Raw genomic sequence first — 24372 nt, 5'->3', positions numbered from 1 at the left:
TGACTGACTTGACGAATTGGCAGGATTGAAATGCCGCCCGAGACCGAGTTCGATCGCGATTTTGCGCGAATGGATCTGCCCGATCTTCGGATCAACTATGATCCTGTCGATCCGGATCAGTTCGATCGTCCCGTCACTTCATTCTGTCTCGAAACTAGCAAAGACAACGACGACCTGCCGCTGCACTCACACCGCAAAGGCCAATTGGTCGTCGCATCTCACGGCTCGGTGATGTGTCGGGCGCCAGGCGGCTTGTGGATCGTGCCTCCGCAAGGCGCGGTATGGATCCCGGCCGGCGTGCAGCACAGCAATTGCGTGGCCGATTTCGGCAAACTCTACACCGTGTTCATCGATCCGCAGGTCAGCATGCTGCCGCGAACCTGCTGCACGCTGGTGATCACGTCGCTGGTGCGCGAATTGATCCACCGCCTCTCGGTGTTCCCACCGCTCTATCCGCTGGAAGGACCGACCAGCCGTCTCGGCCGGGTTTTGCTCGACGAACTCGTGCAGATGCCGACGACGGATGAAATGTATCTGCCGATCTCCCCCGACGCCCGTCTTCAACACCTCGCGACCTCTATGTTGAATAATCCGGGCGACCGCAGCACGATGGACGAAGTCGCCTCGCGCTACGCGATGAGCGAGAGTACCTTCGCACGCTTCATCGCCAAGGAAACGGGGATGACCTTCGGGCGCTGGCGCCAGCGTCTCCACATTCTGATCGCCATGCAACGCCTCACGGCGGGCACTTCGGTCCAGGCCGTGTCGCTGGAACTGGGCTACGAAACCCCCAGCGCGTTCATCACGATGTTCAAGAAGACGATGGGAAAGAGCCCCCGCCGCTTCCTTGCCGAGCGGTCGCGCCTGATCAATTCGGACAGTTTGCCCTAGCTCGCACGTCCCTGCCTGGGCACTTGACGACCGCGACCCCGCGACGCTTTCGCTGGGCCGCCCGTAACGACGTCAGCGTTTGCTGTAAGGCGCAAGCGGATACTCGAGCGACGCTTCCGCAATGGCCTTTGGAGCCACCACCCGAGGCCTGCCTTTCAAACCCTGCAGCATCACCATCGAACAGTGGATGTTCTGGCCGGTCTCGTCGAACTTGGTGTTGTCGCCGTACATCAGGATCGGCTTCATGTCGGTCTTCTTGAGCGCGCCGTGAATCGCCGCTGACTCCGGCGAAGCCGCCCGCGTCATGGCGTCTGCGACGATCTGCACCGCCTCGAACGCGCAGCCCGCATTGGCATCGAACCAGTCGTTCGGGTAGTCGGCCGCGAACATCTTCATGATCTTGTCGGTCTCGGCGCCCTTGGGATTGAGCCACAACGCCGATAGAACCGGACCGTCACCATACTTTCCGAGCGCGTCGTGATACGCCTTGTCCGACACGCCGTTGGAGTTGGGCGAAAACACCATCTTCGGGTCCCAGCCCTGCTTGATGCATTCGCGCGCGATCATGATCGCGTCGTTGACGCGCGTGACCGAGATCAAAGCATCGGCACCCGACGCTTTCGCCTTGGCAACCTCCACCGACAGATCCTTGGCCTTCTCGTCATAGGCAACGTACTGCGCGATCTTGAGCGGAACATCCACTTCCTTCCACGCCTGATCGATGCTGGCCGCCGTCGACTGCCCCATCGTGTTGTTGAGATGGAGAACGACGGCGCTGCTCGGCGGATCCTTAAGCGTGCCGAGCACGGACTTCAGCTCGGTCAACGATTGCCGCACGATGGTCAGCGACGTGGGGTAATAGCGGAACACTTGGGTGAAGCCCTGTGAAGTTACCTGGGTGGCGCTCGCGATGTGGACCACCATCGGCACCTTGGCGGCCTCGCAGGCCTGCAGCGCCGAAATGGTGGCACCGGAATCCCATGCGCCGATCAGCACGGTGCAGCCCTGCCGGATCAGGCTCTCGGCGGCAATCCGGCCGTTTTCCGGACGGCTTTGCGTATCGGCGTGAACGATCTCGATGTCGAGGCCGAACTTCTCACGCGCGAATTTGGCGCCGAGATCGATGCCGCGCACGCAGGCCTGACCGGGAAACGCCAGCACGCCGCTGCTGGGCATGATCGCTCCGACTTTCACTTTCGTGTTCGCCGCAAACGATGGCCTTGATACCAGGCCTGCCGCAATTCCCAATCCGCTTCCGACAATCGTCCGCCGCGTGATTCCGCTTCGCTTGGTCATCTCGATGTCCTGTTGCTGAAGGAGTGAAATCTTATCTCGACTGGTAGCTTCGTACGTTTTGGGACCGACCGCCGACGTCAAAGGCCCATCTCGGCCTTGATCAATTCTTCCTCGGTTTCGTCGTAGAGCGACGCGATCAGCGACTGATAGCGCTCGTTGATCTGCTTGCGACGCTTCTTCCGCGTCGGCGTCATCACGCCGTTCTCGAGCGACAGCTCCTCCGGCAGAATGCGGAACGCCTTGATCTGCTCGGCTCGCGCCAGCCTTCCGTTGGCCTTGCCGATCTCCGCCTCGATCAGCCGGTTGACGATCTCGGAGCCTGCCAGGTCGGCGTAACTCGCGATCTTGTCGTCGCGCGACTTCGCCCAGTCCATTGTGGCGGTGGCATCCACTTCGATCAGGACGGTGAGATACTTTCGCCCCTCGCCGATCACAGCCGCCTCGGAGATGAACGGGCTGTGCCTCAGCTCGTTTTCGATCTGAGTCGGGCTGATCGATTTGCCGTTCGACGTGTTGATGATCTCCTTCTTCCGGTCGACCAGCTTGAAGGTTCCTTCCGGCGACACTTCGACGATGTCGCCGGTGTAGAGCCAGCCGTCGCGAAGCGCCGCTTTCGTCTCGTCCGGCTTGTTCCAATAGCCCGCGAACAATCCCGGTCCACGGACGATCATCTCGCCGTCCTGGAGCACGGCGGTTTCCCAGGCCGGATCCGGCAGCGGGACCCCGACGTTGCCGGCCTTCGGCCACTCCGCCATCTGCACCAGATTGGCACCGACCAGTTCTGTCTGGCCGTAGCACTCCTTGAGCTGCAAGCCCCACAGCTGCCACAGCGACATCAGCTCGGACGGCATCGCCGCCGATGAGGTGAACGCGACCTTCAGCTCGTCGAAACCGACCTCCGCGAGCAGCGGCAGGAAAACTTGCTCGCGGCAGGCCGCGAACAGGTTCGAGACGAAGGCATCTTCGTGGCCGCGCTGTCGGTCTTCGAGCGCCCTGCGCGCGATCGTCATGGCAAGTGCGTAGTTCTGATCTCCCGCACCGCCGGCGGGATGTACCTTGCTGAGAAGTTGCGTCGCAAAACGCTGGTAGAAACGTGGCGGCGCCATGTAGTAGGTCGGCTTGACTTCTTTGATCGTCCGGGCGAAGTCCGCGGTCGTCTCGCCGAAATACGGAACTGCGTCGGCGATCAGCGGCAACGTCGTCGCCTGCCCGCGCGCGACGGTGTGCGACATCGGCAAATGCACGACCACCCGGTGTTCCTCTTCGCGCATGCTGGGGGCGAACAGGGTGATGCAATGAACGCCGGCGAGAATGGAAAGGTGCGTCAGCATAGCGCCTTTGGGATTTCCGGTCGTCCCGGACGTATAGCCGATGCTGACGACATCGGACGCCTTTGCTGTCGCGCTTTCCTTCTGCAGATAATCATGCGCGTCGACATCGTGTGCTCCGACAAAGTCGGCCAGCGACTTGATCGACGCCGTGGCCTCGCCGGTCCAATCCGGGTCGAGCACGATGATGCCGCGGAGCTGCTCGGCCTGACCGGAGGCGAGCACGATGCGAAGCTGCTGCTCCCCGCCGACGAACGCGAACTTCGCGCCTGAATCCGTGAAGCAGTAAGCCACTTCTTCGGGTGACGAGGTGAAGTACACGCCCACCATGACGCCGCCGGCGCACATCGTGGCCATGTCGGCGATCAGCCATTCCTCGGACGAATCGCCCATGATCGCGACCCGATCGCCGCGCTCGAGACCAGCACGCCGCAGCGCGCTGGCCAAGTTCACGACACGCTGCGCATAGGCGCCCCACGTCATGGCGGTCCAGGCGCCGTGACGCTTTTGTTGCAAGGCGATCTTGTCGGGCCGCTCCGCGAGTCGCGCAGCCAAAAGCTGCACGACGGTCGTATCGGCCAACTGAGCGCCGGATGTCATCGCAGCGACGTTCATCTCAGCGCTCCGCGAAACGCTTGCGCTTGGCCGCGAATGCCGCAACCGCCTCGGCCCGCTCGGGCGACTTGAACGTCAACATCTCCAGCGCCGCAGAGGTGTCGAGCAGCAGGTGGGCGTACTGCTTGATGATCTTGTTGACACTGTACTTTGTCCACACGATCGATTCCTTCGGCCCGCTTGCCAGCAGTTCGGCGTATTCGATCGCGGCATCGAGAACGTTGCCGTCCGCGACCACCTCGTTGATCATGCCGATAGCAGCCGCTTTCTCGGCGGAGATGAATTCGCCGGTCATTAGATAGTGCTTCGCGCGCACCGGCCCCATCAGCAGCGGCCAGATCACCGCGCCGCCATCGCCCGCGACGACGCCGGCATTGACGTGCGTGTCGGCGAAACGAGCTGTCGAGCTCGCATAGATCACGTCGCAGAAGAGCGCGAGCGTGGCACCGAGGCCGACCGCGACACCGTTGACGGCCGCGACGATCGGCACTTCGACTTCCAGCATGTTGCGGATGAGGTGGCGACCGCTGCGCGTCGGGGACGGCAGCGCTCCCTTATCCAGCGACTTCTGATCGCCACCGGAGCAAAATCCGCGGCCCGCACCGGTGAGAACGATCGCGTTGACAGAACTGTCGTGATCCAGCTTGACGAAGACGTCTTCGAGCTCCTCGTGCATCTCCCAGTTGATCGCGTTGAGGATCTCCGGGCGGTTCATCGTGACGATCGCGACGCCGGTGGCGCGCTGTTCGACGATCAGGTACTTGTAGTCGTATTGCGACATTGATTTCACCGTTGGATTACTGCTTCTGGGTCCGCATCTGCCGGATCTGCCCGAGGATCTCCTCGGTCGGCCGCACGACGTTGTTTCTGTCGTTGAAATGCGGGATGACGTAGCGACCGACCATGTCGATCGCCTCCATGATCTTTTCGTGCGGGACGGAGTCCATGTGCAGCAGCACCTCGTCGATTCCCATGGCCTCGAACTTCTCGATCTGACGAATGACCGTATCGGGGCTGCCGCACACCGTCGTGGCCGACTCGTTGACCAGATAGTCCCAGTCGTTGGCGGCACGTTCCATCGACGGCACGCTCTCTCCCATGTACTTGTAGTCGTCGGCAATCGCCGCGAGACGCGGATAGGCATCGGTCGAGATCTTGGCATAGTGCATCAGCGGGCCGGCATAATCCGCCTTGGCCTGCTCGTCCGTTTTCCCGATGCCGATGAACAGCGGAATGCCGATACGCGGACGCTGCAGCGGCCCCCCCTCGTCGCGCTTCCAGTTTTTTTGATAGGCGCCGATCAGCTTCTGCTGCGCTTCCCAGCCCTGATAGATGTTGCTGCTCATCACGGCGAAGCCCTGCGAGGCGGCCCAGACGTGACTGCGCTCGCTGGTCGCCGCGATCCCGATCACCGGATGCGGCTTCTGCAGCGGCTTCGGAACCAGCTGGCGCGGAGGGATCTGGTAGTACTTGCCGTCGAACGTGAAAATGTCCTGGCGCATCGCCGTTTTCAGCAGCGCCAGTCCTTCTTCCATCTGCGCCAGCGTTTCGTTCGGATCGACGTTGAACGCCCGCATCGCGATGGTGGTGTTGGCGCGGCCGCCGTAAAATTCCATGCGGCCGTTGGACAGGATGTCGGTCACCGCAAGCCGCTCGGCCGAACGCAAGGCGTGGTTGATGCGCTGCGGCATCAGCGTCACCGCCGCGCGCAGCTTGACGCGCGACGTCACCGCAGCCAGATAGCCGAACACCACTTCGGGCGCCGAGCTCGAGATCCCGCCCAGTGCCACGTGCTGCTCGGAGAGCGCGACGCAGTCGAAGCCGACCTTCTCGGCCAAACGGACTTCGTCGACCAGTTCGTGAAGCCTTCGCGAGTAACTGTGGCCGACCTGGGTTTCCTGTTCGGACCAGAACCCAAACGTAAGTGCCATGTCTCAATCCTTTTAGATTTCGAGATGGCACAGGGTTTCATAGGCGGGGCGATATTTTCGCCCGAAAGCCGCGTCGCGGAGTAAAGCTTTCCGAATTTTATGCTGTCAGTATTCGCAACATGGCAGACGCCGCGGGCAGCTTCGCCGCGCAGCGGACGGGCCGACCGTCAACGGCGGGCGCCGGCGACTCCGGCCTCGCCATCGAAGGTCTTGATCAGCAACTCGGCGACCGCCGCGAGGCACGCTTCGCCGATGTTGTGGCTCGAGCCGAACGGACTTCCGATCACGCCGTTATGCGAAACCGATCGGATGCCGTTCTTCCACATCAGCTCGAGATCAGCCTCCGACAAGCCGCCAAGATGGCCCACCTCGAAGCGGTCCGGTCTTACGCTGTCGGGCCGAATGACCATCATCAGCGACGTTTCGGCGATATCGGCGTGGCCGCCGACGGCCGACACGTCTCCTCCAGCTTCGCGCACCGCATCCCGCCACGTATCGATCCATTTCGTCGAGTCGACGAACGCCTGGATCGCAACATCCGGGGGGACGGCCCCACGCAGTCGATCGAGCATGTCCTTCAGGACCGGAAAATTGCCGATGTGGCCGGAGTGAATCAGGATGCGCTTGAAGCCGTGCCGCGCCAGGCTTGTGCAATAATCGACACAAATCGCTTCCAGGGTCTCCGGCCGTAACGAGATTGTACCCGCGAATGGCAGATGGTGAGACGAGCAGCCGGCCCTGATGGTCGGCGCCACCAGCGTGTTGCCGCGGCTGCGCGCAATCCGCTCGGCCAGAGCATCGGCATGATCCGCATCCATGCCCAAAGACAAATGCGGTCCATGCTGCTCGACGGCCCCCAGCGGGATCACCACCGTCGTGCACCCATCGGCCAGCGCCGCGGCGACTTCCTCGTGGCTCATCTGCTCCAGATAGATCTGATCGGGATATCCGCGTGCCATCATTCAGCCCTTACTGTTCTTTGACAAAAACCTCGCACGCACATTAATTGAGTTCTCGTCTGTGACATAGGCGTCGAGGTCGGCCACGGTCATTTCTTCGAGCGCCTGATCGCTCATTCGCGCGGTGAGGTTGAGCGATCTTTTGATGGCATGGAACAGCTTGCGGTCTTTCTGCCGCAACGCACCGCATACCTCTCGCGCACGAGATGCGACCTCCTCGGTCGCGACGATCTCGTTCGCTGCGCCAATAGCCACAGCGCGCTCGGCGCCGACGAGCTGGCCCCAATACAGCAGCTCTTGCGCCGCGCGCACGCCGAGCTTCTCGACGGCCCGGCGCATGCCTTTGGTCACCGGCAGCAGGCCGTGGTTGATTTCCGGGAACCCGATCTTGCACGCTGCATCGGCCACGACGTAGTCCGCATGCAGCAGAAACTCTAGGGCGCCTCCGACCGCATAGCCGCGGACGGCGCAGACGATCGGGCCCGGATAGTTCTCCATCGCCACGAGGAGTTCGTGGAAGAACCGGATGCGCGGCCTCGCGACATCGATCCCGACGACTTCCTTGATGTCGCCGCCTGCGCTGAAGAAGCGGTCGCCGCCTCCGGTGAGCACGATGCCGGGCGGATTCTCGTCGTCGGCAAAGTGCCGGATCCCCTCCAGCAACTCGACGATAAGTTGCGCATTCAGCGCATTGGCCGGCGGCCGGTTCATCGTGATCGTGACCAGGTCTTGATCACGCTCGATCAGGAGAGAAGTGGCAGTGTTCATAAGTGAGACCCAAGCGAGAGCGGCTGCAACAGCCGGGGAGCGGTGGACCAAACGGCGGCGCGACGAGAGCGGCACTGCCCGACGCCTCGCCGAGACGGCGCGCCTCACAATCCCAGATAGGCGCGCTGGACATCGGGGTTCTCAAGCAGATCGCGGCTCGATCCGTGCAAAACCACGGAGCCGTTCTCGAGCACATAGCCGCGGCTGCTCAGCGCGAGCGACTTGGCGACATTCTGCTCGACGAGAAGGACCGTGATGCCCTGCTCGTTGAGGGATTTGACGACGCCGAACATCACGTCGGTCAGCGCCGGCGACAGCCCGATCGATGGCTCGTCGAACATCACGATTTCTGGCTTCGACATGATCGCCCGACCGATCGCCAGCATCTGTTGCTCGCCGCCGGACAGCGTGCCGGCGAGCTGGTCGCGGCGCTCGCGAAGCCGCCCAAACAGCTGATAGACGGAATCAAGCGTGTTTGCCCGGTCGTTCCTGGCCCGCTTCAGCGAGCCTCCGATCAGCAGATTGTCCTTGACAGAGAGCGCACCGAAGATTTGACGGCCCTCGGCGACCTGAGCGATGCCCATTTCGCAGATGTCCCACGGCGGTCGCCGCGAGATCTCGACTCCGTTGATCCTGACGGAACCGCGCGACGACGGCACGATCCCCGCGATTGATCGGATCAGAGAGGTCTTGCCGGCGCCGTTGGCGCCGACCACGCAGATCAATTCACCCTTGCCGATGCGGAGCGACACGCCGTTCAGCGCATTGGAGCCGTCATAGGCTACGCACAGGTCGTCGATTGCGAGAAGCGCGTCGTCAGGCATGGAAGCCGGCTCCCAAATAACTTTCCAGCACCGCAGGATCCGTCACCACCTCTGACGGCTTGCCCTCGGCGATCTTGGCGCCGTGGTGAAGCACCACCACGGTCGACGCCACCTCCATCACGATCCGCATCACGTGCTCGACCAGCAGGATCGTCAGTCCGTCCTCGGCGAGCCTGTGCAGTACGCCAACGACGCCGGCCGATTCGGTCGGACGCAGCCCCGCCATCACTTCGTCGAGCAGCAGCAGCTTGGGGCGTGTCGAAAGCGCCTTCGCCATCTCCAGCATCTTGCGATCGGGCAACGTCAACTGATCCGTCCGGGCATTCGCCTTGCCGGCGAGCCCGACAGTTTCGAGCGACTCATACGCCTTGTCCCGCGCCTCCTTGACGTTCGTCGACCAGCTGAAGGCGCCCACCATGGCATTCTCGAGCACCGACATATCTTTCATCGGCCGGACGATCTGGAAGGTGCGCGCAATGCCCATGCGGCACACCGCTTCGGGCGGCTCGCGCTCGAGCGAACACCCCTCGAACAGCACCTGCCCGGCGGTCGGTCTCAGCGCCCCGGCGACAAGATTGAAGCAGGTGGTCTTGCCGGCGCCGTTCGGCCCGATCAGAGCGGTGATGCGGCCTGCCTGCAGTGAGAAGCTGACGTCATTGACCGCGACCAATCCAACGAACGCTTTGGTCAAGTTCTTCACTTCGAGCAGCGCGGTCATTCCTCGACCTTCCGCAGTTGTGAGATCCGGCCGCGCGCCGGCAGCTGGATCGCCCCGTAGAGCCGGACGATCGCCGGCCAGATGCCGTCGGGCAGAAACCACACGACCAGGATCAGCACCGCCCCGTAGGCGACGCTGTTCAGTCCGGGGAGCCCCAAGCTGTCGCCGAGCGCCCCCATGGCGTGATGCAGCGGGATCGCGGCCATCGAGCCGACCAGCGGGCCGAATGCAGTGCCCAATCCGCCAACCACGGGCCCGATCAGGACATCGACCGAGATCGCCATGCCCATGATCGAATCCGGAAAGATCGCGCCCTGCACCAGGCCCAGGACGCCGCCGCCGATCGCGGCCGTCGCGGCCGATATCGAGACCACCAGCACCTTGTGGCGAAACGTCCGCACCCCCAGCGCGCGGGCGGCCTCGTCGTCGTCCCGCATCGCCCGCCAGACATAGCCCCAATAGGACCGAGAGATCAGCTCCGTTCCCGCGATGCCGATGGCCGCAAGCGCGAGCGCGACGAAGTAGTAAAACCGCGCGTCACCGCGCAGCATCCCGAGGTCCATCGTGCCGCCCGGCGCCTGATAGAACAGGCCCTGCATGCCGCCGACATAGTCCCACCCGCCGAACATGATCCGGGCGAATTCGGCAGCTGCGATCGTGAGCAGCGCGAAATAGATGCCACGGACCTCGAAGCGGAAGCTCAGCCACGCCAGCACCGCGCCGACGAAGCCCGCAATCACCGCGCCCAGCAGCAGACCGATCCACGGGGTGACGCCGTATTTGATGTTCAGGATCGCCACCGCATACGCACCGATTCCAATGAACAGCGCGTGACCGATGGATAGCTGCCCGCCGATCCCGAGCATCAGGTTCCACGATTGTCCCATGAAGGTGAATAACAGGACGATCGTCAGAAGCGAGATGACGTAGGCGTTGGACATGCCACCCACCACGGCCAGGGCGGCGAAGACCAGAGCGCCGGCGCCCCAACGCTTGGCGTCGCTGACTTGATCAGATGTCCTTTGCACCGAAAAACCCCCTCGGACGGAAAATCAGGATGATGATAAGGAGCGCGTAAGGGAGTGCTGTTTTCATCGACGGCGTGAACATCAAGGCCGCGATCGCTTCGGCGACCCCGATCGTCAGGCCGCCCAAAAGAGCGCCGCCGAAGCTGCCGAGACCGCCGACGATCACCGTCACGAAGGCCAGCAGCGTGAAGTCGACGGCGAGATAGGGCTGCGCATCGAACAACGGCGAGATCAATGCGCCGGCGACGCCAGCGCAGGCGGTTCCGATGCCGAAGGTCACCGCATAGACCCGAGGGATGTTCAGCCCGACCACCAGTCCGCCCAGTCGATTGTTGGCGGCGCCCCGCAGCGATCGGCCGAATGCGGAGTACTTCAAATAGGCTCCCAGTGCGGCGATCAGCAGTCCGGCCGTAGCGGCCGCCTGGATGCGGGCCCAATCCAAGGTGAGCGGGCCCACGCTCACGGTCTGGAAGGACAGCTGAGACGCCGTCGGCCGCGGATCCGGACCGAACGACATCAGCAATACGCCGCTGAAAAGCAGTGAGAGGCCGATGAAGACGATGAACTGATAGTGATGCGGGCGATTGACGAACCGCTTCACGACGAGCGTCTCCAGAAGATAGCCGAACACGAACATGACGACCGCGGCGATCGCAGCGGCTAGAAAGATCGGGACGTCCCAGATTCGAACGGTCCAGTATCCGATGTAGATCCCGAACACGACCATCTCGCCATGAGCGAAATTGACCACGCGCATGACGCCGAAGATGATCGTGAGACCGAGCGCGACGAGCCCGTAAACCAGTCCGATGAGCACCCCGCTGGCGATGACATTGAGCCAGAGCGACAGCATCAGCGACCGACCGCTGATGGATGCGCGATGGAAAGTCTTCGTCTTCCTTGCATGCTGATCGGTTCCATCTTGGCTGTAGCGGAAACGTAGCGGCGCCTGACTTCGTCCTGTGTTTCAGACCGCCTTTGGCGCGGCGAAACATCCGTCGATGTAGACGAGCGACTCACATCCGGCTCTCGTGGTCTGAGCCACCACCTCTCCGGTGAAAATGGTGTGACTACTGTCGCTGTAAGCATTCACCACGCGGCAATCGAAGCTGCAGACCGCGCCGACCAGACTTGGTGCTCCGGTTTTGAGATCGCACCACAAACCGTCGCCGAAGCGGATATCGCCCTTGCTGCCGTCCTGCCCGGAAAACTTGAGCGCCAGATCGCGATGCTCGACCCCCAGGATATTCCAGCAGAACGACCGACTGCTGAGAATAGTGTCGTGCGCACCGGCAGATCGATTGACGCAAACCAGCACGCTGGGCGGAGCCGCCGACAGTGAGCAGCCCGCCGTCAGTGTCAGACCATGGCGGTTCGGCGCCCGGCCTGTCGTGACGATCGACACGGTGCCCGGCACGCTGCGCATTGCAGCGCGGAATGCTGCGGCATCGAGTGGGCTCGTTTCGGACAGCGGCGGTGTTGCGTACGGCATGGCTACGACCCTTGGATTCATGGGATGGATGCGCCCTCTTTGTCTGGTTGTGATTCCGGGCATGCAGCGCTGCCCCGGTGAACGTCTGAGCTATCCGGCTGCTTGATAGAACTGGATGACGTTGCCGCCCGGATCCCGCACCTTCACCGCACGGCCGTGACTGGCCATGTCCTGGACCGCGCCGACCTGCGCCCCCATGGCTGCGGCACGCTCCATGGCGGCCTCGAGGTCATCGACATCGAAGACAAGAACAGCATCTTGCAGCTGGTCCGAGACCGACTCCGTCGGTCCGGCGACGCAGAACGCAGCCGCATCGCTCACGAACTGGATCCACTTGCCGGGATCAGCGAAGCGCACCTTCAGACCCAGGCCTTCGTAGAACTCGGCCAGGCGTCCAGGATCGTTCGCCGTCAAATAGACTTGCTTCAGTTTCACGCTCGACATCCAAACCGTCGCTACCCAAGTGCGATCGTGGGTGGATAGTCGCCCGAGCCTCTCAGCATTACTGCTTGAACAACGCCTGTCACAGAAGCTTCATCAGCATTTTATGCTGTAACGACTTGTCGAGTCGCTAGATCCAACTCTGCATCCGGCCGATCTTTGCCATTTTCTGGTTGACGAGGGTGGGCGTCGTTGCTGCCGAACCTTCTGTCTCGCGCAACGCCCGCGGCGTGGTCAGCGACGTGGGACCAGGGCCACACGCGACGACAGGCGGTTGTACGAAACAGGGCAGCTCTCGACATCGAGCTCTGCTGCACATCCCGTCAAGTGACATGGGGAGCCAAATCGATGGAGCGGCGGGCATTACATCTTGACCGAATCCGTGGATCAACGTCGGCCTGCATATCGCATAGGCAAAAAATGTATCGGAAGTAGGCAACTAACCTCCTGATCGCAATGCACAATGTGAAGGTTGACGGTTTTTCGATACAAGTCGATGATTTGTCGAAATCCCACAAGCGCAATTGCGGTTAGCTTTTACCACGCGATTGTCATCACCCCGCAAACGAGGGTGATACGCGCCGCAGAAGACTGCCATACTTGGGAGATACGCGATGTCAACGACCTCTCTCGACAGAATAGATATCAAGATCCTCAACGAGCTCCAGCAGAATGCGAGCTTGACCAATGTCGAGCTCGCATCACGCGTCAATCTCTCGCCGTCGCCGTGTCTGGCACGCGTCAGAACACTCGAAAAACTCGGCGTGATCGATCGACGGATCGCCCTTCTCGATCCCGCCGTGCTCGGCATTGGTGTAACGGCTTTCATCCAGATCAAGCTGGAAAAGCAGGTCCAGACGTCCCTCGAGAATTTCACCCGATCCATCGACCGGCTGGCCCAGGTAATGGAATGCTATCTCATGACCGGTGAGAGCGACTACCTGCTCCGCGTCATGGCGGCCGACATCGAAGATCTCGAAGACCTGATTGTCAACAAACTATCCCGCATCCCCGGCGTCAGCAGCATTCGATCAAATCTGGCCCTCAAGCGCATTTCGTACAAGACCGTGCTGCCGATCGACGCCAATCGGCCGGTCACCGTCAGGGCTTGCGCCAACCCCTCGCGCCCTCTGGAGCGCTCACCAAGACCCCGATACGACCCAACTGGTCCTTTGCTGTCCGATGCGCCGATCGGGCTCGACACCAATCGTCCCAGCTACAGCGTGGAAAGACTATGAGGCGCCCCGCCATGGGCTCCGGCCAGTTGACAATAATGGTGAAGTTAAGATCGGCAGAGTGCTCGAGCGGCGCTGCGAGCCTGACAATCCGCACAAGACCCAACGCGAGCACCCGTCGGTTCTAGCGAGCAGAGCGACCGAGATGACGGGATTGATCGAAGCGGCCCTGCAGGCGCTCGCCAACGGCGAAATCGTCGTGGTCACCGACGACGACGATCGCGAGGGCGAAGGGGACCTCGTCGTTGCCGCCTCGCGGTGTACCGCTGAGAAGATGGCCTTCATCATTCGCCATACATCGGGAATCGTCTGCGCTCCGATTACCCTCGAAGACGCGAGACGCCTGCGGCTTGACCCGATGGTTGTCAACAACGACTCGGCTCACACCACGGCGTTCACCGTGTCAGTGGACTACCGGCCGGATAGCGGGACGGGCATCTCGGCCGAAGAGCGGGCCTCGTGCTGCCGTGCACTCGCCAACCCCAACGCTGGCGCCGGCGATTTTTGCCGGCCGGGACACGTCTTCCCGCTGATCGCAAAAGAAGGGGGCGTACTCATGCGCTCGGGTCACACCGAGGCCGCCGTCGACCTGTGCAGACTGGCAGGTCTCGAGCCGGTCGGCGTCATCAGCGAACTGATGAACGACGATGGCTCGGTGATGAAGGGTCCGCAAGTCGCGGCGTTCGCCGACAAGCACAAGCTGAAACAGGTCACCATCGCAGACCTCATCAGCTTCCGGCAGGCCCGCGAGACGCTGATCGAGCGCGTCTCGAGCGTCACGGCGGAGAGCCCGATCGGCCCGCTCCAGGGCTATTCGTATCGCTCGCCGTTCGACCCCATTCATCACGTCGCCTATATCTACGGAGAACTGGGCGACGGCACCGACGTCCTTACGCGCTTCTACAAACCCAACATCCTGCGCGATTTGTTCTCGGGTCAGGAACAGGCCAAGATGAACGTCATTCTGCAACGCTTCAAGGATAATGGCAGCGGCGTGCTCGTCTATCTGCGCGACGGCGCGGCGGGCGTTCCGCCTGCGCCGCTAGGCCCGATCAGTTCGCGCGAAGACGACCGTAATCGGCAATGGCGCGAGATCGGCGTCGGCGCCCAGATCCTGCGGGATCTCAAGATCAGCTCCATCCGTCACCTCACGTCGTCGACGCATCACTTCAAGGGCCTGTCAGGCTTCGGCATCGAGATCGTCCGAAACGAAGCGCTCTAACTCCAGCCATCCGCGTTGCGAAAATCCATTGAGCGCGTCCCGCACCTCAGGCATCCGACGAAGCTTGCAGTTCGTCTCGCGGCAGGTCTCCCCCGGGCCAGCCTGGCCGGCCTCGCGCTCGGAGAAGTAGCGCGCCGGCGATTTGCCAAGCGCCTTCTTGAACATGGTGATGAACGCACTCACCGACTCGTAGCCGAGCGCCTCGGACACGGATTGAACCGTGTTGCCAGCAGACAATTTCTGGATGGCGACGATGATCTGAAGCTGCTGACGCCAGCGACTGAAGGTCATGCCGGTCTCGGCGAGCACAATGCGCATCAGCGTCCGCTCGCCGAGCGCGACGGCTTGCGCCCACTCCGCCACGGTCCTACGGTCGGCCGGATTGTCCATCAAGGCATCGGCGATCATACGCAGTTTCGAACTCCGCGTGATCGGAAGATGCAGCCGTTCGGTCGGCATGGCGATCAACTCGTTGAGGAGCACCGCGGCGATCTGCGCGGGCGGGCCGTCGGGATCGTAGAGCGGGGGCAGCGTCGCCATCCGATGGATCAGCTCGTGCAACAGCGGTGAGATCGACAGCGTGCAGCATTCCTGCGGCACGCTCGCCGCATCCATGTCCACATAGAGAAACAGCAGGCTGGCGTTGCCGCTGACGCGATTGCTGTGGGGCATACCGCCGGGAATCCAGACGCCGCAGCGCGGCGGGACCATCCACAGGCCGCTCGGCACTTCGCACGTCACACCGCCGCGCTGGGCGAGGACGAGCTGTCCCTTGCGATGGATATGAACCGGCAGTTCGTCCTCCTGCTCCCGGGTATCCACCATGCCGGCCACGATCGGACGGTCCAAAATGTCAGGATCGAACCGCCGATAGTGCTGATAGAGCGTGCCGCGCATTGTCATCCTTTAGCAATTAATTGGCAGAATAACGAAATTCTCTCGACGCAGCAACGCCTATGGTCTCCGTGCTTCACGGACGATCACATCATGCCTTCACCATTTCTGTCTCGGCTTCTCGCAGCAGCAGCGCCCGGCCGGCTCGATCCGAAATGGGCGCTGTTCTCGGCGAACTCCTTCATCGCGGCAATGCTCGCGATCTATTTTGCCTTCCGGCTCGGATTGGAGCGGCCGTATTGGGCGATGCTCACGGTCTATCTGACCGCACAGCCGTTCGCCGGCGCGGTTCGGTCACGCGCCGTCTACCGCTTTGTCGGGACATTGCTGGGCGCCTGCGCGGCGCTGGCGCTGGTCCCGATCCTGGTCGATCAACCCGCGCTATTGTCGGTTGCCGTTACCGCATGGGCCGGACTCTGCCTCTATATCTCCTTGCAGGACCGCACGCCGCGCAGCTATGCTTTCCTGCTGGCAGGCTACACCGCGACGACAATCGCGTTCTCGAGCGTCAACGTTCCGGCGATGGTATTTGTGACCGCGCTGTCGCGTGTCGAGGAGATCCTGCTCGGCATCGGCTGTGCGACCCTGGTGCACACCCTGCTGTTCCCGCGCGACGTCACTACTCCTGTGCTGGAATCCCTCTGCGCCGCATTGTCGGACGCCTTCGCCCGGACCACCGATGTGCTCTGCGCGCGCGTCGACAAGGCACCGAATACGGGGCGCTGGAAGCTCGCTGCGGACATCACGCAAATCGAGATCCTGTCGACGCACCTGCGCTACGACACCGCCGCGAGCAAGCCGGACATGCGCGCTATCGGTGCCGTGCAGGACCAGCTCGCATTGGTCTTGCCGATGCTGCTGTCGGTGGAGGACGGACTCGCCGCCTTGGGAGAGCGGCGCTCGGCCGAGTTGAACCACCTGCTGTCTGAACTCGCCGACTGGACACGTGCGCCGGAGCGATCACCGGCCACTTCCGACGAACTGATCAGAAAGTGCACATCGTTCGAAGCGACCTGTTGCGACGATCGCAGCGAATGGGATCGGCTGATCGAGGCCGGAACCGCGGCCAGATTGGCCACGCTGATCGAAGCGCTGGCTGCCGCGCGAAACCTGTCGCGCGCATTGCACAGCGGTGCTCACCCTGCCATTTGGAGCCAAGCTGGCCTGCGGGATAGACACGTGAGGCGACGCCTGCACAGCGATCCCGGCCTTGCCGTTCTGTCGGTCGTGGCTCTTGGCGTCGCCGTGCTCGGCTGCTGCACGGTCTGGATCACGACGGCCTGGCCGGAAGGCGGCGTCGCCACGCAAATCGCCGCCATCGCCGCGGCGCTCTACAGCAGCCTCGACGATCCCGCGCCAACGTTGATTTCCTACGCGCTCTGGACGCTGGCCTGCCTGCCGATCGCCGCGATCTACCTGTTCGTGATCTTCCCGGCCATCACCGGCTTTCCGATGCTGGTGTTCTCGCTGGCGCCGACCTTTCTGGTGATCGGCTATCTGCAGGCCAATCCCCGGCATTTCATCAAGGCGCTGGCGCTCGGTCTCGGACTGATCGGCGCGCTCGACCTCCAGAACAAATTCAGCGCCGACTTCGCTCTATTCATCAATAGCAATGCGGCTGCGATGATCGGACTTCTCACAGCGTTCATCGCAATTCGATTGCTGCGTTCACTGTCAGCATCGGGAGCGGCGCAGCGTCTGCTGCGCCACGGCTGGTCCGATCTGGCGAGGCTGGCTGCTGCACGGCGGCCGATGAGCCGCGCCAGATGGACCAGCATCATGCTTGATCGATTCGGCCTGGTGATCCCTCGGCTGGCTGGCGCGACGACGGACATCGCGGTGGAAGCCCGTCCTTTGGCCGCGCTGCAAATCGGCCTCGATCTGCTCGCGCTCAGGCAAGCCGTAGTGCACGAGGACGCGCGCAGCGACCCTGGCCTCCAGCAGCTTCTGCCGATGCTGTCGCAGGCATTCCGCTGGCTGGCCCGCGGCAACGCGAAACTGAAGCCTGACGTTGCGCGCGCCCTTCTGGCCGCGATCGACAACGCGCTGTGCGACACGCGCAAAGACACGACCGCCTGCCAGCAGCGAACGCTCGCGCTGATCGGCCTGCGTCGGACGATGTTTCCGGATGCTCATGCTTTGTCCAGCAAGGCCATGCCATGAACGAGGAAATCGCCATTGCCGGCGTCTACGTTCCGACGTTTGCGCTGGCCTGTGCTTGTGCGCTCGCGGCCTGCTTTATCGCCTCCGCGGCCAACCGCAAATTCATCGGCGTCGATATTCGAAGGTATGCGTGGCACCCCGCGCTGTTCGACTTCGCCGTCTTCGTCATTCTGACCAAGATCTTCTACGCTGTTCTGGGAAAGCTGCCGCTATGACAACGATGAGTTCGATGTTTCCCCGCATGATGCTCACTGTCCTGATGGTGAGCGTCGCGGCACCGGTCGGCATCGGCATGTGGGAGCATTATGAGGCGGCGCCATGGACACGGGACGGCCGCGTCCGCGCCGACATCATCGCCGTTGCCGCCGATGTCTCCGGGCTGGTCGACGAGGTGCTGGTCCGGGACAATCAGGTCGTCCGCAAGGGCGATATTTTGCTGCGGCTGAATCCCGACCGTTTCCGCCTCGCCGTCCAACAAGCAGAGGCGTCTCTGGCCAACCGCGAAGCCGCCGCGGAGAAGGCAGCGAGCGACCGCGCACGATACGAGAAGCTGAGCGAAGGTGTCGTGTCGCAGCAACAGCGCGAGACGATCCGTGCTACGGATTTGCAAGCCAAGGCGCTTTATGGTCAGGCCGTGGCCGACCTTCAGATCGCGCGGCTCGATCTCGATCGATCCGAAATCCGGGCACCCGCGAACGGCCGCGTGACCAATTTTGATTTACGGCCCGGCACCTATCTCGCCGCGGGGCGCGGCATCATGGCGCTGATCGACATCGACACCGTGCGTGTCGAAGGCTATTTCGAGGAGACCAAGATCCCGCGGATCCACCTCGGTGACGCCGTTGACGTGAAGCTGATGAGCGGAGCGACGCTGAGCGGTCGGGTCGAGAGTATCGCTGGCGGAATCGAGGACCGCGATCGAAGTTTGGGGTCCAGCCTGCTCGCCAGCGTCAATCCATCGTTCTCCTGGGTCAGGCTCGCCCAGCGCATTCCGGTTCGGGTCCGCATCCCGCGCAAAGATGTCGATCGCCTGATCGTCGGAACGACTGCGACGGTGCAAGTCAATGTTGGAAACCGCAACGCACCGCCAAACACCATGGGCGTTTTACGGTAACGCTCGGTAACGCGCTCAGCCGGCGCCAAGAAAATCTAATGAAAACAAAGCCGAATGGCGCGCCCGGAACGATTCGAACGTCCGACCCTCAGATTCGTAGTCTGGTCCGGAGCACTGAAACAACTAGCGTTTGTTACCGTAAGCGCAAGCAAGAATCGCGAAATAGCGCCGTTTCGCCGCGTCACCAGATGTAGCCAGACCTTGAGAAAGGGCCCGCCGATCGCGCCGGGCCAAGTAGAGGGAGGAAACGAAAGATCGGATATCTTTCGCAAACGCCGAATGCGGAATTCGATCGCGGAAATCTAACGAACGACATCCAGCAGCAATACTGTCGTGCACATCAGACCGCATTTTGTGCTGAAGTCCGCAGCTCTCAGCGCCATTTTCGGCATTTGACGCGAGGTACGATTTCGACTGCACCAAAAAGCGCGCGCGCGAAACTTGAAGGGTACCGATCACCAGGCTCCGCACGTCCAGAACAGCTCATTTCATCGCCCGGCTCAGATCTCGCAATGCCCGCGCCGCCATACCTGCTTTTGCAATTCAGAGCTCCCAATCGCCGAGGGTTCTGCCGAGGATGACTGCCTGGGTTCGCGTTGCGATGATGAGTGTCCATTCCTTTAAATCGCGCGCTGACGAAATCGCGCCTATTTTCCGAGGTGCTGTCCTCGATCGTCTCTACCTAGCGCGCGGAGCGTCTTTCTTCTGAAGCTCGACAGGTCGAACAGGAGCCTAGGCACTTTTTCCAGCGCCATCGCCTTGCCTTCGATTGCGAGATGTAGAACTCGCACCAATCTGGCAAAGACCGAGTTCTACAAATGCGACCGAACATGCGGATCATTCCCAATCCTGAGCTGGCTGTCTACAATGACGATGGATGCTGCTAGATCAGGTCTTCTCTCCAGAACGACGTATCGACATGCCGCGGCAAATTCCTCCTCCTGAACGCTCAAAGGTACCTTGACCTCCCTCCGAGAAGTTCCCGCCATGGTCCCATATGAACGATCGGCAGCGAGACACCTGATGCCGGCTCAGGCTTTGAATTTCTAGTGGCTCGCGCGCTTGATCGACCTCTTCGCACCCGGCAACACATCCGTGCAAACACCTTCGTACTTCGGCAGCCAGGCCTATTGTTTCTCCGAATGTCGGATGCGGATGAATGGTTTTGCTGATATCAATTGCATCGGCGCCCATCTCGATCGCCGGACAGGTTCTCCGATCATGTCGCCAGCCTGCGGGCCAACGATCACACCGCCGATGATCCGGTGAGTCTCTTGGTCGATGATCAGCTTGGTCGGCAAACTGGCCTTCCTGGCCGGTCAGCGCAGTGTCCCGGCACATGCAGGCCCCTAGCCAGTTGCATAGCCGCATCCCATTCGGCACTTTGGGGGAGGCGGCTGCAATTTCGGCATAAAATGCCGGGCGTATTATGATAATAGGCAAAGACAACAAAATGTGCGAGGCACAACTTTCTGGTTGGGTACCAGAGGGATTGCCTTGACTTCACCGGCTGCGAAGCGCTGCTCTTTGGTCCTTCATTGTGGGCACAATCGAGGAACTAGGCGAGATCTTTGCTTTCGCACCATGCACGGTTTGCTTGGCAGCGATGCATCGCATCTTTCAAAATTTCATCGATCTCCTAGCGACCGCAGAAGATCTCCAAGACTTCTCCAAAGCCATGGGAGACACAGCGGCCGCTTTGGACTTATCGTGTTTTGCTTACCTAGCTCTCCAGCACACCAACAGAGGTAAACCGCGCCTAATCTCTACATATCCATCGCGGTGGGTAGCACACTATCTACGAAACAATTATCAAATGCTTGATCCCGTTATCCAAGAAGCCCTTCGAAGGCCCGAGCCCTTTCGATGGGGGAAGAATTTCAACTCGGAGTTCACATCGAAAGCACAGCATCGTCTTTTCGAAGAGGCCGCGGAGTTCGGAATCCGGTTTGGCTTTACGGTGCCCATTCACGATGGCCACGGCCCCATCGCTGCATTGACCTTTGCCGTGGACCAGAACCGCCCGCAATTCGAACGGTTCATTGAATCGCATGAACGCGTTCTTCAGCTTATGGCGATGTATTTCCATGCTCATACCCGCCGAAAGCTAGGGAACGTACACGATATAGAGGGGGCACGCCTATCACCGCGCGAGTTCGAATGCTTGGAGTGGGCAGCTCGGGGCAAGAGCGCTTGGGAGATTGGTTGCATTCTCGGCATCTCGCGCAACACAGTTGCCTTCTACCTAGAAGGCGCGAAGAAAAAGCTTGGTGTTCGGACGATTGTGCAAGCGGTAGCCCGCTTAGCCGCTGTGAAAAGAAAACAGCAAAATTAGGGACGCAGCCCCCTACAACTACAGGTACTGACTTAAGACGCGTGATCCGCTCCAAAGGTGACGATGTACACCGTTGGAGGGACTATGATTCAGCTAATCACACCGTCCTTATATGGACAGTTCGCCGAGACACTTGCCGAAATGCATCGGTTGCGGTATCGCGTTTTCAAACTTCGCATGGCATGGGACGTTCAAACCAGCAGCGACATGGAGATCGACGATTTCGATGCACTGCATCCCGCTTACCTAACCCAGCTATGTGACAACGGCCAGGTCCAAGGTTGCGTACGCCTCCTCCCCACACTTGGCCCGACCATGCTTTGCGACACCTTCCCTGCGCTTCTTGAAGGCCAACCCGCGCCGTCAACTCCTCTCGTTTGGGAAAGTAGTAGATTCGCAATCGATGTTGCTGCCGATGCCCCGAAAGGAGACCACGGTATCACTCGCGCCGCTTACGAGCTATTTGCGGGAATGGTTGAGTTCGGGCTTTCACGGCAGCTCACAGATATCGTTACCGTCACAGATGTCCGAATGGAGAGAATTCTTCGACGAGTTGGCTGGCCCCTGCGACGTATTGGCAATCCTTCCACAATTGGCAACACTTTAGCCGTCGCGGGTTACCTTGAGATTTCGCCCGATACTTTAGCCAGCCTTCGTAAAGCCGGCGGTCTCTCGGCACCGGCCCTTTGGACGCCGGTAATCTTCGCGGCCGCCTAGAACGATCCATGCCAACAAACGATATGCACGTCCCCGCCGGGAGCGGGGGCGCCGTGCCTTGCAGTTTTCCTACCGAGCTATGAACATGACGGAAATTGAGACTAGGAACGACGGCCGGAACGCAGCAAAAGCTATTCACCTGCACCATCTTCGATTGGCCGTTGTCGCTTGCGACTGCGGCAGTTTTCGACGAGCCGCAGAGGTGCTATCAATCAAGCATACCGTCCTGAGCCGTTCCATCGGTCAGTTGGAGTACCTGATTGGAACCAGGCTGTTCGAGCGCTCTAGCGGGGGGACCAAGCCTACTCTCGCTGGCCGAGCGGTTCTGCGGATTGCAAGGTTGATATTGGAGCAGGTGGACACGCTCGTCGACACGGGAATATCAAATGGTCGCGGCGAATCTGGTCACCTTACGATGGGCTTCTGCACATCCATTTCCACTGGCAACTTACGAGCAACTTTAGGAGAGTTCAAGAAGCGATTCCCGCAGATCGAGTTGGCAACCGTGGAACGCTCTCGCCTTCGCTTAATGACGGCCCTTCGTAGCGGGACCGTCGATCTGGTCGTTAGCCCCGGACGTCTGCCCTCAAGGGAAACCAAGGCACTACCGCTCTGGAGCGAACGCATTTTGATCTCGCTGCCTCAGGATCATGGCTTGGTTGCACGCGAGATCATCTACTGGACCGATCTGCGTAACGAAACAATCCTCCTAAGTCGGTATGATCCTGGACGCGAGCTTGAGGATCTCTTGATCTCGAAGCTCGTACTACCTGAGGACCGACCCAAAATCGCGCGCCATGACGTTAGCCGAGGCATCATCAATAGCCTAATAAGTATGGGCATGGGGCTCAGCCTCGTGATGGAGTCGGATATTGGAGCGAGTTTCGCCGGCTTGGTTTACCGCGAATTGCAAGACGGAGCAGGGGCGAGCCGGATAGGCTTCTATGCGCATTGGCGCGATGATAACGAAAATCCGCCTCTGAAGCGATTCATCGATCTCTTGGCAGAGCGCTATCCGTCACCCCCTTCGGTCCTCGCGGACTGATTGGTTCGTCTCGCCTTTGCAAATCCGCGGTCCGCTGCCATGAAGCGCGCCAACATGGGCGCGATCAGTTTCAACGGATCGATGCGCTGGCCATTTTCGCGTGCCAAGGCCTCTGCATAGGCAACGAGATCCCGATGCACCGATGCTGGAAGTTCAGTCGCAACTTTCACTGGCTTGTCGTCGGGTAGTGCTCCTATTCTAAGCTTATGCACGCGTTACCCTCCGTATGGCGCTAGGATGAGATCACGATTGACGAGAACGCGAACCGGAAAGCCGGGTCGTACGGTCAAAGTAGGCTGAACATTGAGACTGCGCCGAACCACCTGCTGTCCGGTTTGGTTCAGTGAGTCTGGGGCGCCGTGCCGCAATGCCTGAATGATCGCGCTATCGTTGCTATTGGTGTCCGAGCCGGCACCTAGTTCAGTCCCGACCGCCAGAAACGTCGACAACGCAGCGGCCTTGAATAGCTCACCCCAGTGATTATCGACCTGGTCCTCAAGTCCGGCATACCCGGCAGTGTCGGCGCCAGGCTGCCGCTCGAGAACGATTGAACGTCCGTTCGGCATGATCACCCGGGTCCAGACGAGCAGGACTCGGGACTGGCCGAAAGCGACCTGGCTGTCGTAGATGCCAACCAGACGCGCTCCTTGAGGCACAAGCAGGAAGCGGCCGGTCGGCGTATCGAAAACATTCTCGGTAACTTGCGCGGTAATTTGGCCTGGCAGGTCCGATCGGATCCCAGTGATCAGCGCCCCTGGAATGACCGTTCCAGCCTGCACGATGTAGGGTGAAGCGGGCTTGGTGACGCGGTCAGGGCTTACCGTGCGACGGTCCACAGAGGCGTTTACGAAGGCAAGCTTGTGGTCCTGACCGCTTTGCGCAGATCCATCGTCGCTAGTGCTCGTTGCGCTCGGCGACACGACGCGCTCGCTGCCAACAGCCGCAGCGGCGGACGGACGCACTTCTCGTCCATTGGTCGAGGCGAACAGATGACTGATGCGGGCTGCTTCGGTTTCTTGATCCCGGCGCTGCTGGTCCGGATCCGCGAGGCTCGTCGGCGACTGCCCCTGAGCGGCAAGGATCGGTCGGCCGAGGTCCCCGGGAAGCGGCGGACCAAGCTGCGGGATCAGCTGACGTGGAACGCCAGCGTAGTCCTTCGGCAGCGTCGTAACGCCATCGGCGATATTGTGGTGGTCAGTGCTGTAGAGCTCAGCAGCCGGCTGACTTCGAGGGCGGTTGTTCTGCAGCGACCACAGCACAGCTGTCAATCGGCTTGCAAATTTGACCCCTCATCGGCGTCCAATTTTGACCCCTTAGCACGGCGGGCTTTGCTGGTAGCGCTCGTCTCGTCGGAGC

Annotated in this window: 24 protein-coding genes and 2 pseudogenes; 9 read left to right on the top strand and 17 right to left on the bottom strand. The window is 61.1% G+C overall.

Annotation, left to right across the window (positions count from 1 at the left end; all coding sequences use genetic code 11):
* Positions 1 to 30: 30 nt before the first annotated feature.
* A complete protein-coding gene (locus IVA81_RS36535) occupies positions 31 to 891 on the top strand; it encodes a helix-turn-helix transcriptional regulator (RefSeq protein ID WP_247327249.1) in 861 nt (286 codons plus the stop codon).
* Positions 892 to 963: 72 nt separating this feature from the next.
* Here the strand turns inward: IVA81_RS36535 and IVA81_RS36530 are convergent, their stop codons facing one another.
* From IVA81_RS36530 to IVA81_RS36475, 12 genes are all read right to left on the bottom strand, one after another.
* Positions 964 to 2187 carry an ABC transporter substrate-binding protein gene (locus IVA81_RS36530; RefSeq protein ID WP_256469421.1) on the bottom strand — a complete coding sequence of 408 codons (1224 nt, stop codon included), beginning with the start codon at positions 2185 to 2187 and terminating at the stop codon, positions 964 to 966.
* A gap of 77 nt (positions 2188 to 2264) precedes the next feature.
* Positions 2265 to 4130: an AMP-binding protein gene (locus IVA81_RS36525; RefSeq protein ID WP_247327246.1), complete on the bottom strand. Its 1866-nt coding sequence runs from the start codon at positions 4128 to 4130 to the stop codon at positions 2265 to 2267.
* A 1-nt stretch (position 4131) separates the two neighbouring features.
* Positions 4132 to 4911: an enoyl-CoA hydratase-related protein gene (locus IVA81_RS36520; RefSeq protein ID WP_247327245.1), complete on the bottom strand. Its 780-nt coding sequence runs from the start codon at positions 4909 to 4911 to the stop codon at positions 4132 to 4134.
* Between the two features lie 16 nt (positions 4912 to 4927).
* Positions 4928 to 6061, bottom strand: coding sequence for an LLM class flavin-dependent oxidoreductase (locus IVA81_RS36515; protein WP_247327243.1), 1134 nt, complete (start codon positions 6059 to 6061; stop codon positions 4928 to 4930).
* 167 nt (positions 6062 to 6228) lie between these two features.
* The gene (locus IVA81_RS36510; RefSeq protein WP_247327242.1) at positions 6229 to 7023 is read right to left on the bottom strand and encodes a creatininase family protein; all 795 of its coding nucleotides are present in this window, start codon (positions 7021 to 7023) and stop codon (positions 6229 to 6231) included.
* Positions 7024 to 7788, bottom strand: a complete 765-nt coding sequence (locus IVA81_RS36505) for an enoyl-CoA hydratase/isomerase family protein (protein ID WP_247327241.1) — start codon at positions 7786 to 7788, stop codon at positions 7024 to 7026.
* A gap of 104 nt (positions 7789 to 7892) precedes the next feature.
* Positions 7893 to 8612: an ABC transporter ATP-binding protein gene (locus tag IVA81_RS36500; RefSeq protein ID WP_247327240.1), complete on the bottom strand. Its 720-nt coding sequence runs from the start codon at positions 8610 to 8612 to the stop codon at positions 7893 to 7895.
* Complete coding sequence (locus tag IVA81_RS36495) at positions 8605 to 9330, bottom strand: ABC transporter ATP-binding protein (protein ID WP_247327239.1); 726 nt, start codon at positions 9328 to 9330, stop codon at positions 8605 to 8607. The genes IVA81_RS36500 and IVA81_RS36495 overlap by 8 nt, the downstream gene beginning before the upstream one ends.
* A complete protein-coding gene (locus tag IVA81_RS36490) occupies positions 9327 to 10358 on the bottom strand; it encodes a branched-chain amino acid ABC transporter permease (protein WP_247327238.1) in 1032 nt (343 codons plus the stop codon). Before IVA81_RS36490 ends, IVA81_RS36495 begins: the two co-directional genes overlap by 4 nt.
* Positions 10342 to 11211, bottom strand: a complete 870-nt coding sequence (locus IVA81_RS36485; protein WP_247327235.1) for a branched-chain amino acid ABC transporter permease — start codon at positions 11209 to 11211, stop codon at positions 10342 to 10344. The genes IVA81_RS36490 and IVA81_RS36485 overlap by 17 nt, the downstream gene beginning before the upstream one ends.
* A gap of 114 nt (positions 11212 to 11325) precedes the next feature.
* Positions 11326 to 11871 (bottom strand): flavin reductase family protein, encoded by a 546-nt coding sequence (locus tag IVA81_RS36480; protein ID WP_247327233.1) that lies wholly within the window; start codon positions 11869 to 11871, stop codon positions 11326 to 11328.
* Between the two features lie 69 nt (positions 11872 to 11940).
* On the bottom strand, positions 11941 to 12294 hold the full coding sequence (locus IVA81_RS36475; RefSeq protein WP_247327231.1) for a VOC family protein: 354 nt from the start codon (positions 12292 to 12294) through the stop codon (positions 11941 to 11943).
* 611 nt (positions 12295 to 12905) lie between these two features.
* Here IVA81_RS36475 and IVA81_RS36470 point away from each other — a divergent pair.
* Entirely contained in the window at positions 12906 to 13529 is a 624-nt protein-coding gene (locus IVA81_RS36470) for an Lrp/AsnC family transcriptional regulator (RefSeq protein WP_256469420.1), read from the top strand.
* 142 nt (positions 13530 to 13671) lie between these two features.
* On the top strand, positions 13672 to 14748 hold the full coding sequence (gene ribB, locus IVA81_RS36465) for a 3,4-dihydroxy-2-butanone-4-phosphate synthase (RefSeq protein ID WP_247327224.1): 1077 nt from the start codon (positions 13672 to 13674) through the stop codon (positions 14746 to 14748).
* Here ribB and IVA81_RS36460 read toward each other — a convergent pair.
* Positions 14707 to 15645, bottom strand: coding sequence for a helix-turn-helix transcriptional regulator (locus IVA81_RS36460; RefSeq protein ID WP_247327220.1), 939 nt, complete (start codon positions 15643 to 15645; stop codon positions 14707 to 14709). The genes ribB and IVA81_RS36460 overlap by 42 nt on opposite strands.
* Positions 15646 to 15735: 90 nt before the next feature.
* Here IVA81_RS36460 and IVA81_RS36455 point away from each other — a divergent pair, with 90 nt between their 5' ends.
* The 3 genes from IVA81_RS36455 to IVA81_RS36445 are packed head-to-tail and all read left to right on the top strand — an operon-like array spanning position 15736 to position 18919.
* A complete protein-coding gene (locus IVA81_RS36455) occupies positions 15736 to 17805 on the top strand; it encodes an FUSC family protein (RefSeq protein WP_247327217.1) in 2070 nt (689 codons plus the stop codon).
* On the top strand, positions 17802 to 18020 hold the full coding sequence (locus IVA81_RS36450; protein WP_148754951.1) for a DUF1656 domain-containing protein: 219 nt from the start codon (positions 17802 to 17804) through the stop codon (positions 18018 to 18020). The genes IVA81_RS36455 and IVA81_RS36450 overlap by 4 nt, the downstream gene beginning before the upstream one ends.
* Positions 18017 to 18919, top strand: a complete 903-nt coding sequence (locus IVA81_RS36445) for an HlyD family secretion protein (RefSeq protein ID WP_247327214.1) — start codon at positions 18017 to 18019, stop codon at positions 18917 to 18919. The genes IVA81_RS36450 and IVA81_RS36445 overlap by 4 nt, the downstream gene beginning before the upstream one ends.
* A 1046-nt stretch (positions 18920 to 19965) precedes the next feature.
* Here IVA81_RS36445 and IVA81_RS36440 read toward each other — a convergent pair.
* A pseudogene (locus IVA81_RS36440) lies at positions 19966 to 20214 on the bottom strand (dihydrolipoyl dehydrogenase); the annotation flags it as partial.
* A 311-nt stretch (positions 20215 to 20525) separates the two neighbouring features.
* Here IVA81_RS36440 and IVA81_RS36435 point away from each other — a divergent pair.
* From IVA81_RS36435 to IVA81_RS36425, 3 genes are all read left to right on the top strand, one after another.
* Entirely contained in the window at positions 20526 to 21254 is a 729-nt protein-coding gene (locus IVA81_RS36435) for a LuxR family transcriptional regulator (protein ID WP_247327379.1), read from the top strand.
* Positions 21255 to 21338: 84 nt separating this feature from the next.
* On the top strand, positions 21339 to 21971 hold the full coding sequence (locus IVA81_RS36430; RefSeq protein WP_247327210.1) for an acyl-homoserine-lactone synthase: 633 nt from the start codon (positions 21339 to 21341) through the stop codon (positions 21969 to 21971).
* Positions 21972 to 22050: 79 nt separating this feature from the next.
* Complete coding sequence (locus IVA81_RS36425) at positions 22051 to 23016, top strand: LysR family transcriptional regulator (protein ID WP_247327376.1); 966 nt, start codon at positions 22051 to 22053, stop codon at positions 23014 to 23016.
* On the opposite strand, the gene IVA81_RS36420 is transcribed toward IVA81_RS36425, so the two are convergent.
* From IVA81_RS36420 to IVA81_RS40780, 3 genes and pseudogenes are all read right to left on the bottom strand, one after another.
* Positions 22983 to 23228: a DUF2274 domain-containing protein gene (locus IVA81_RS36420; protein WP_247327207.1), complete on the bottom strand. Its 246-nt coding sequence runs from the start codon at positions 23226 to 23228 to the stop codon at positions 22983 to 22985. The genes IVA81_RS36425 and IVA81_RS36420 overlap by 34 nt on opposite strands.
* A gap of 3 nt (positions 23229 to 23231) precedes the next feature.
* A complete protein-coding gene (locus IVA81_RS36415; protein ID WP_247327204.1) occupies positions 23232 to 24284 on the bottom strand; it encodes a TrbI/VirB10 family protein in 1053 nt (350 codons plus the stop codon).
* Positions 24281 to 24372, bottom strand: a pseudogene (locus tag IVA81_RS40780) (IS21-like element helper ATPase IstB); the annotation flags it as partial. The pseudogene IVA81_RS40780 and the gene IVA81_RS36415, both read right to left, overlap by 4 nt.

The sequence above is a fragment of the Bradyrhizobium sp. 141 genome, from assembly GCF_023074055.1.
Classification (GTDB): domain Bacteria; phylum Pseudomonadota; class Alphaproteobacteria; order Rhizobiales; family Xanthobacteraceae; genus Bradyrhizobium.
This window is presented reverse-complemented; position numbering and strand designations above follow the sequence as displayed.

Coding starts and splice junctions, on each gene's coding strand:
- IVA81_RS36510 (WP_247327242.1), bottom strand. CDS start 7,023: ATGATGGCACGCGGATATCCCGATCAGATCTATCTGGAGCAGATGAGC.
- IVA81_RS36475 (WP_247327231.1), bottom strand. CDS start 12,294: ATGTCGAGCGTGAAACTGAAGCAAGTCTATTTGACGGCGAACGATCCT.
- IVA81_RS36455 (WP_247327217.1), top strand. CDS start 15,736: ATGCCTTCACCATTTCTGTCTCGGCTTCTCGCAGCAGCAGCGCCCGGC.
- IVA81_RS36445 (WP_247327214.1), top strand. CDS start 18,017: ATGACAACGATGAGTTCGATGTTTCCCCGCATGATGCTCACTGTCCTG.
- IVA81_RS36480 (WP_247327233.1), bottom strand. CDS start 11,871: ATGAATCCAAGGGTCGTAGCCATGCCGTACGCAACACCGCCGCTGTCC.
- IVA81_RS36425 (WP_247327376.1), top strand. CDS start 22,051: ATGAACATGACGGAAATTGAGACTAGGAACGACGGCCGGAACGCAGCA.
- IVA81_RS36495 (WP_247327239.1), bottom strand. CDS start 9,330: ATGACCGCGCTGCTCGAAGTGAAGAACTTGACCAAAGCGTTCGTTGGA.
- IVA81_RS36460 (WP_247327220.1), bottom strand. CDS start 15,645: ATGCGCGGCACGCTCTATCAGCACTATCGGCGGTTCGATCCTGACATT.
- IVA81_RS36505 (WP_247327241.1), bottom strand. CDS start 7,788: ATGAACACTGCCACTTCTCTCCTGATCGAGCGTGATCAAGACCTGGTC.
- IVA81_RS36530 (WP_256469421.1), bottom strand. CDS start 2,187: ATGACCAAGCGAAGCGGAATCACGCGGCGGACGATTGTCGGAAGCGGA.
- IVA81_RS36430 (WP_247327210.1), top strand. CDS start 21,339: ATGATTCAGCTAATCACACCGTCCTTATATGGACAGTTCGCCGAGACA.
- IVA81_RS36535 (WP_247327249.1), top strand. CDS start 31: ATGCCGCCCGAGACCGAGTTCGATCGCGATTTTGCGCGAATGGATCTG.
- IVA81_RS36470 (WP_256469420.1), top strand. CDS start 12,906: ATGTCAACGACCTCTCTCGACAGAATAGATATCAAGATCCTCAACGAG.
- ribB (WP_247327224.1), top strand. CDS start 13,672: ATGACGGGATTGATCGAAGCGGCCCTGCAGGCGCTCGCCAACGGCGAA.
- IVA81_RS36525 (WP_247327246.1), bottom strand. CDS start 4,130: ATGAACGTCGCTGCGATGACATCCGGCGCTCAGTTGGCCGATACGACC.
- IVA81_RS36500 (WP_247327240.1), bottom strand. CDS start 8,612: ATGCCTGACGACGCGCTTCTCGCAATCGACGACCTGTGCGTAGCCTAT.
- IVA81_RS36450 (WP_148754951.1), top strand. CDS start 17,802: ATGAACGAGGAAATCGCCATTGCCGGCGTCTACGTTCCGACGTTTGCG.
- IVA81_RS36485 (WP_247327235.1), bottom strand. CDS start 11,211: ATGCTGTCGCTCTGGCTCAATGTCATCGCCAGCGGGGTGCTCATCGGA.
- IVA81_RS36520 (WP_247327245.1), bottom strand. CDS start 4,911: ATGTCGCAATACGACTACAAGTACCTGATCGTCGAACAGCGCGCCACC.
- IVA81_RS36515 (WP_247327243.1), bottom strand. CDS start 6,061: ATGGCACTTACGTTTGGGTTCTGGTCCGAACAGGAAACCCAGGTCGGC.
- IVA81_RS36435 (WP_247327379.1), top strand. CDS start 20,526: ATGCATCGCATCTTTCAAAATTTCATCGATCTCCTAGCGACCGCAGAA.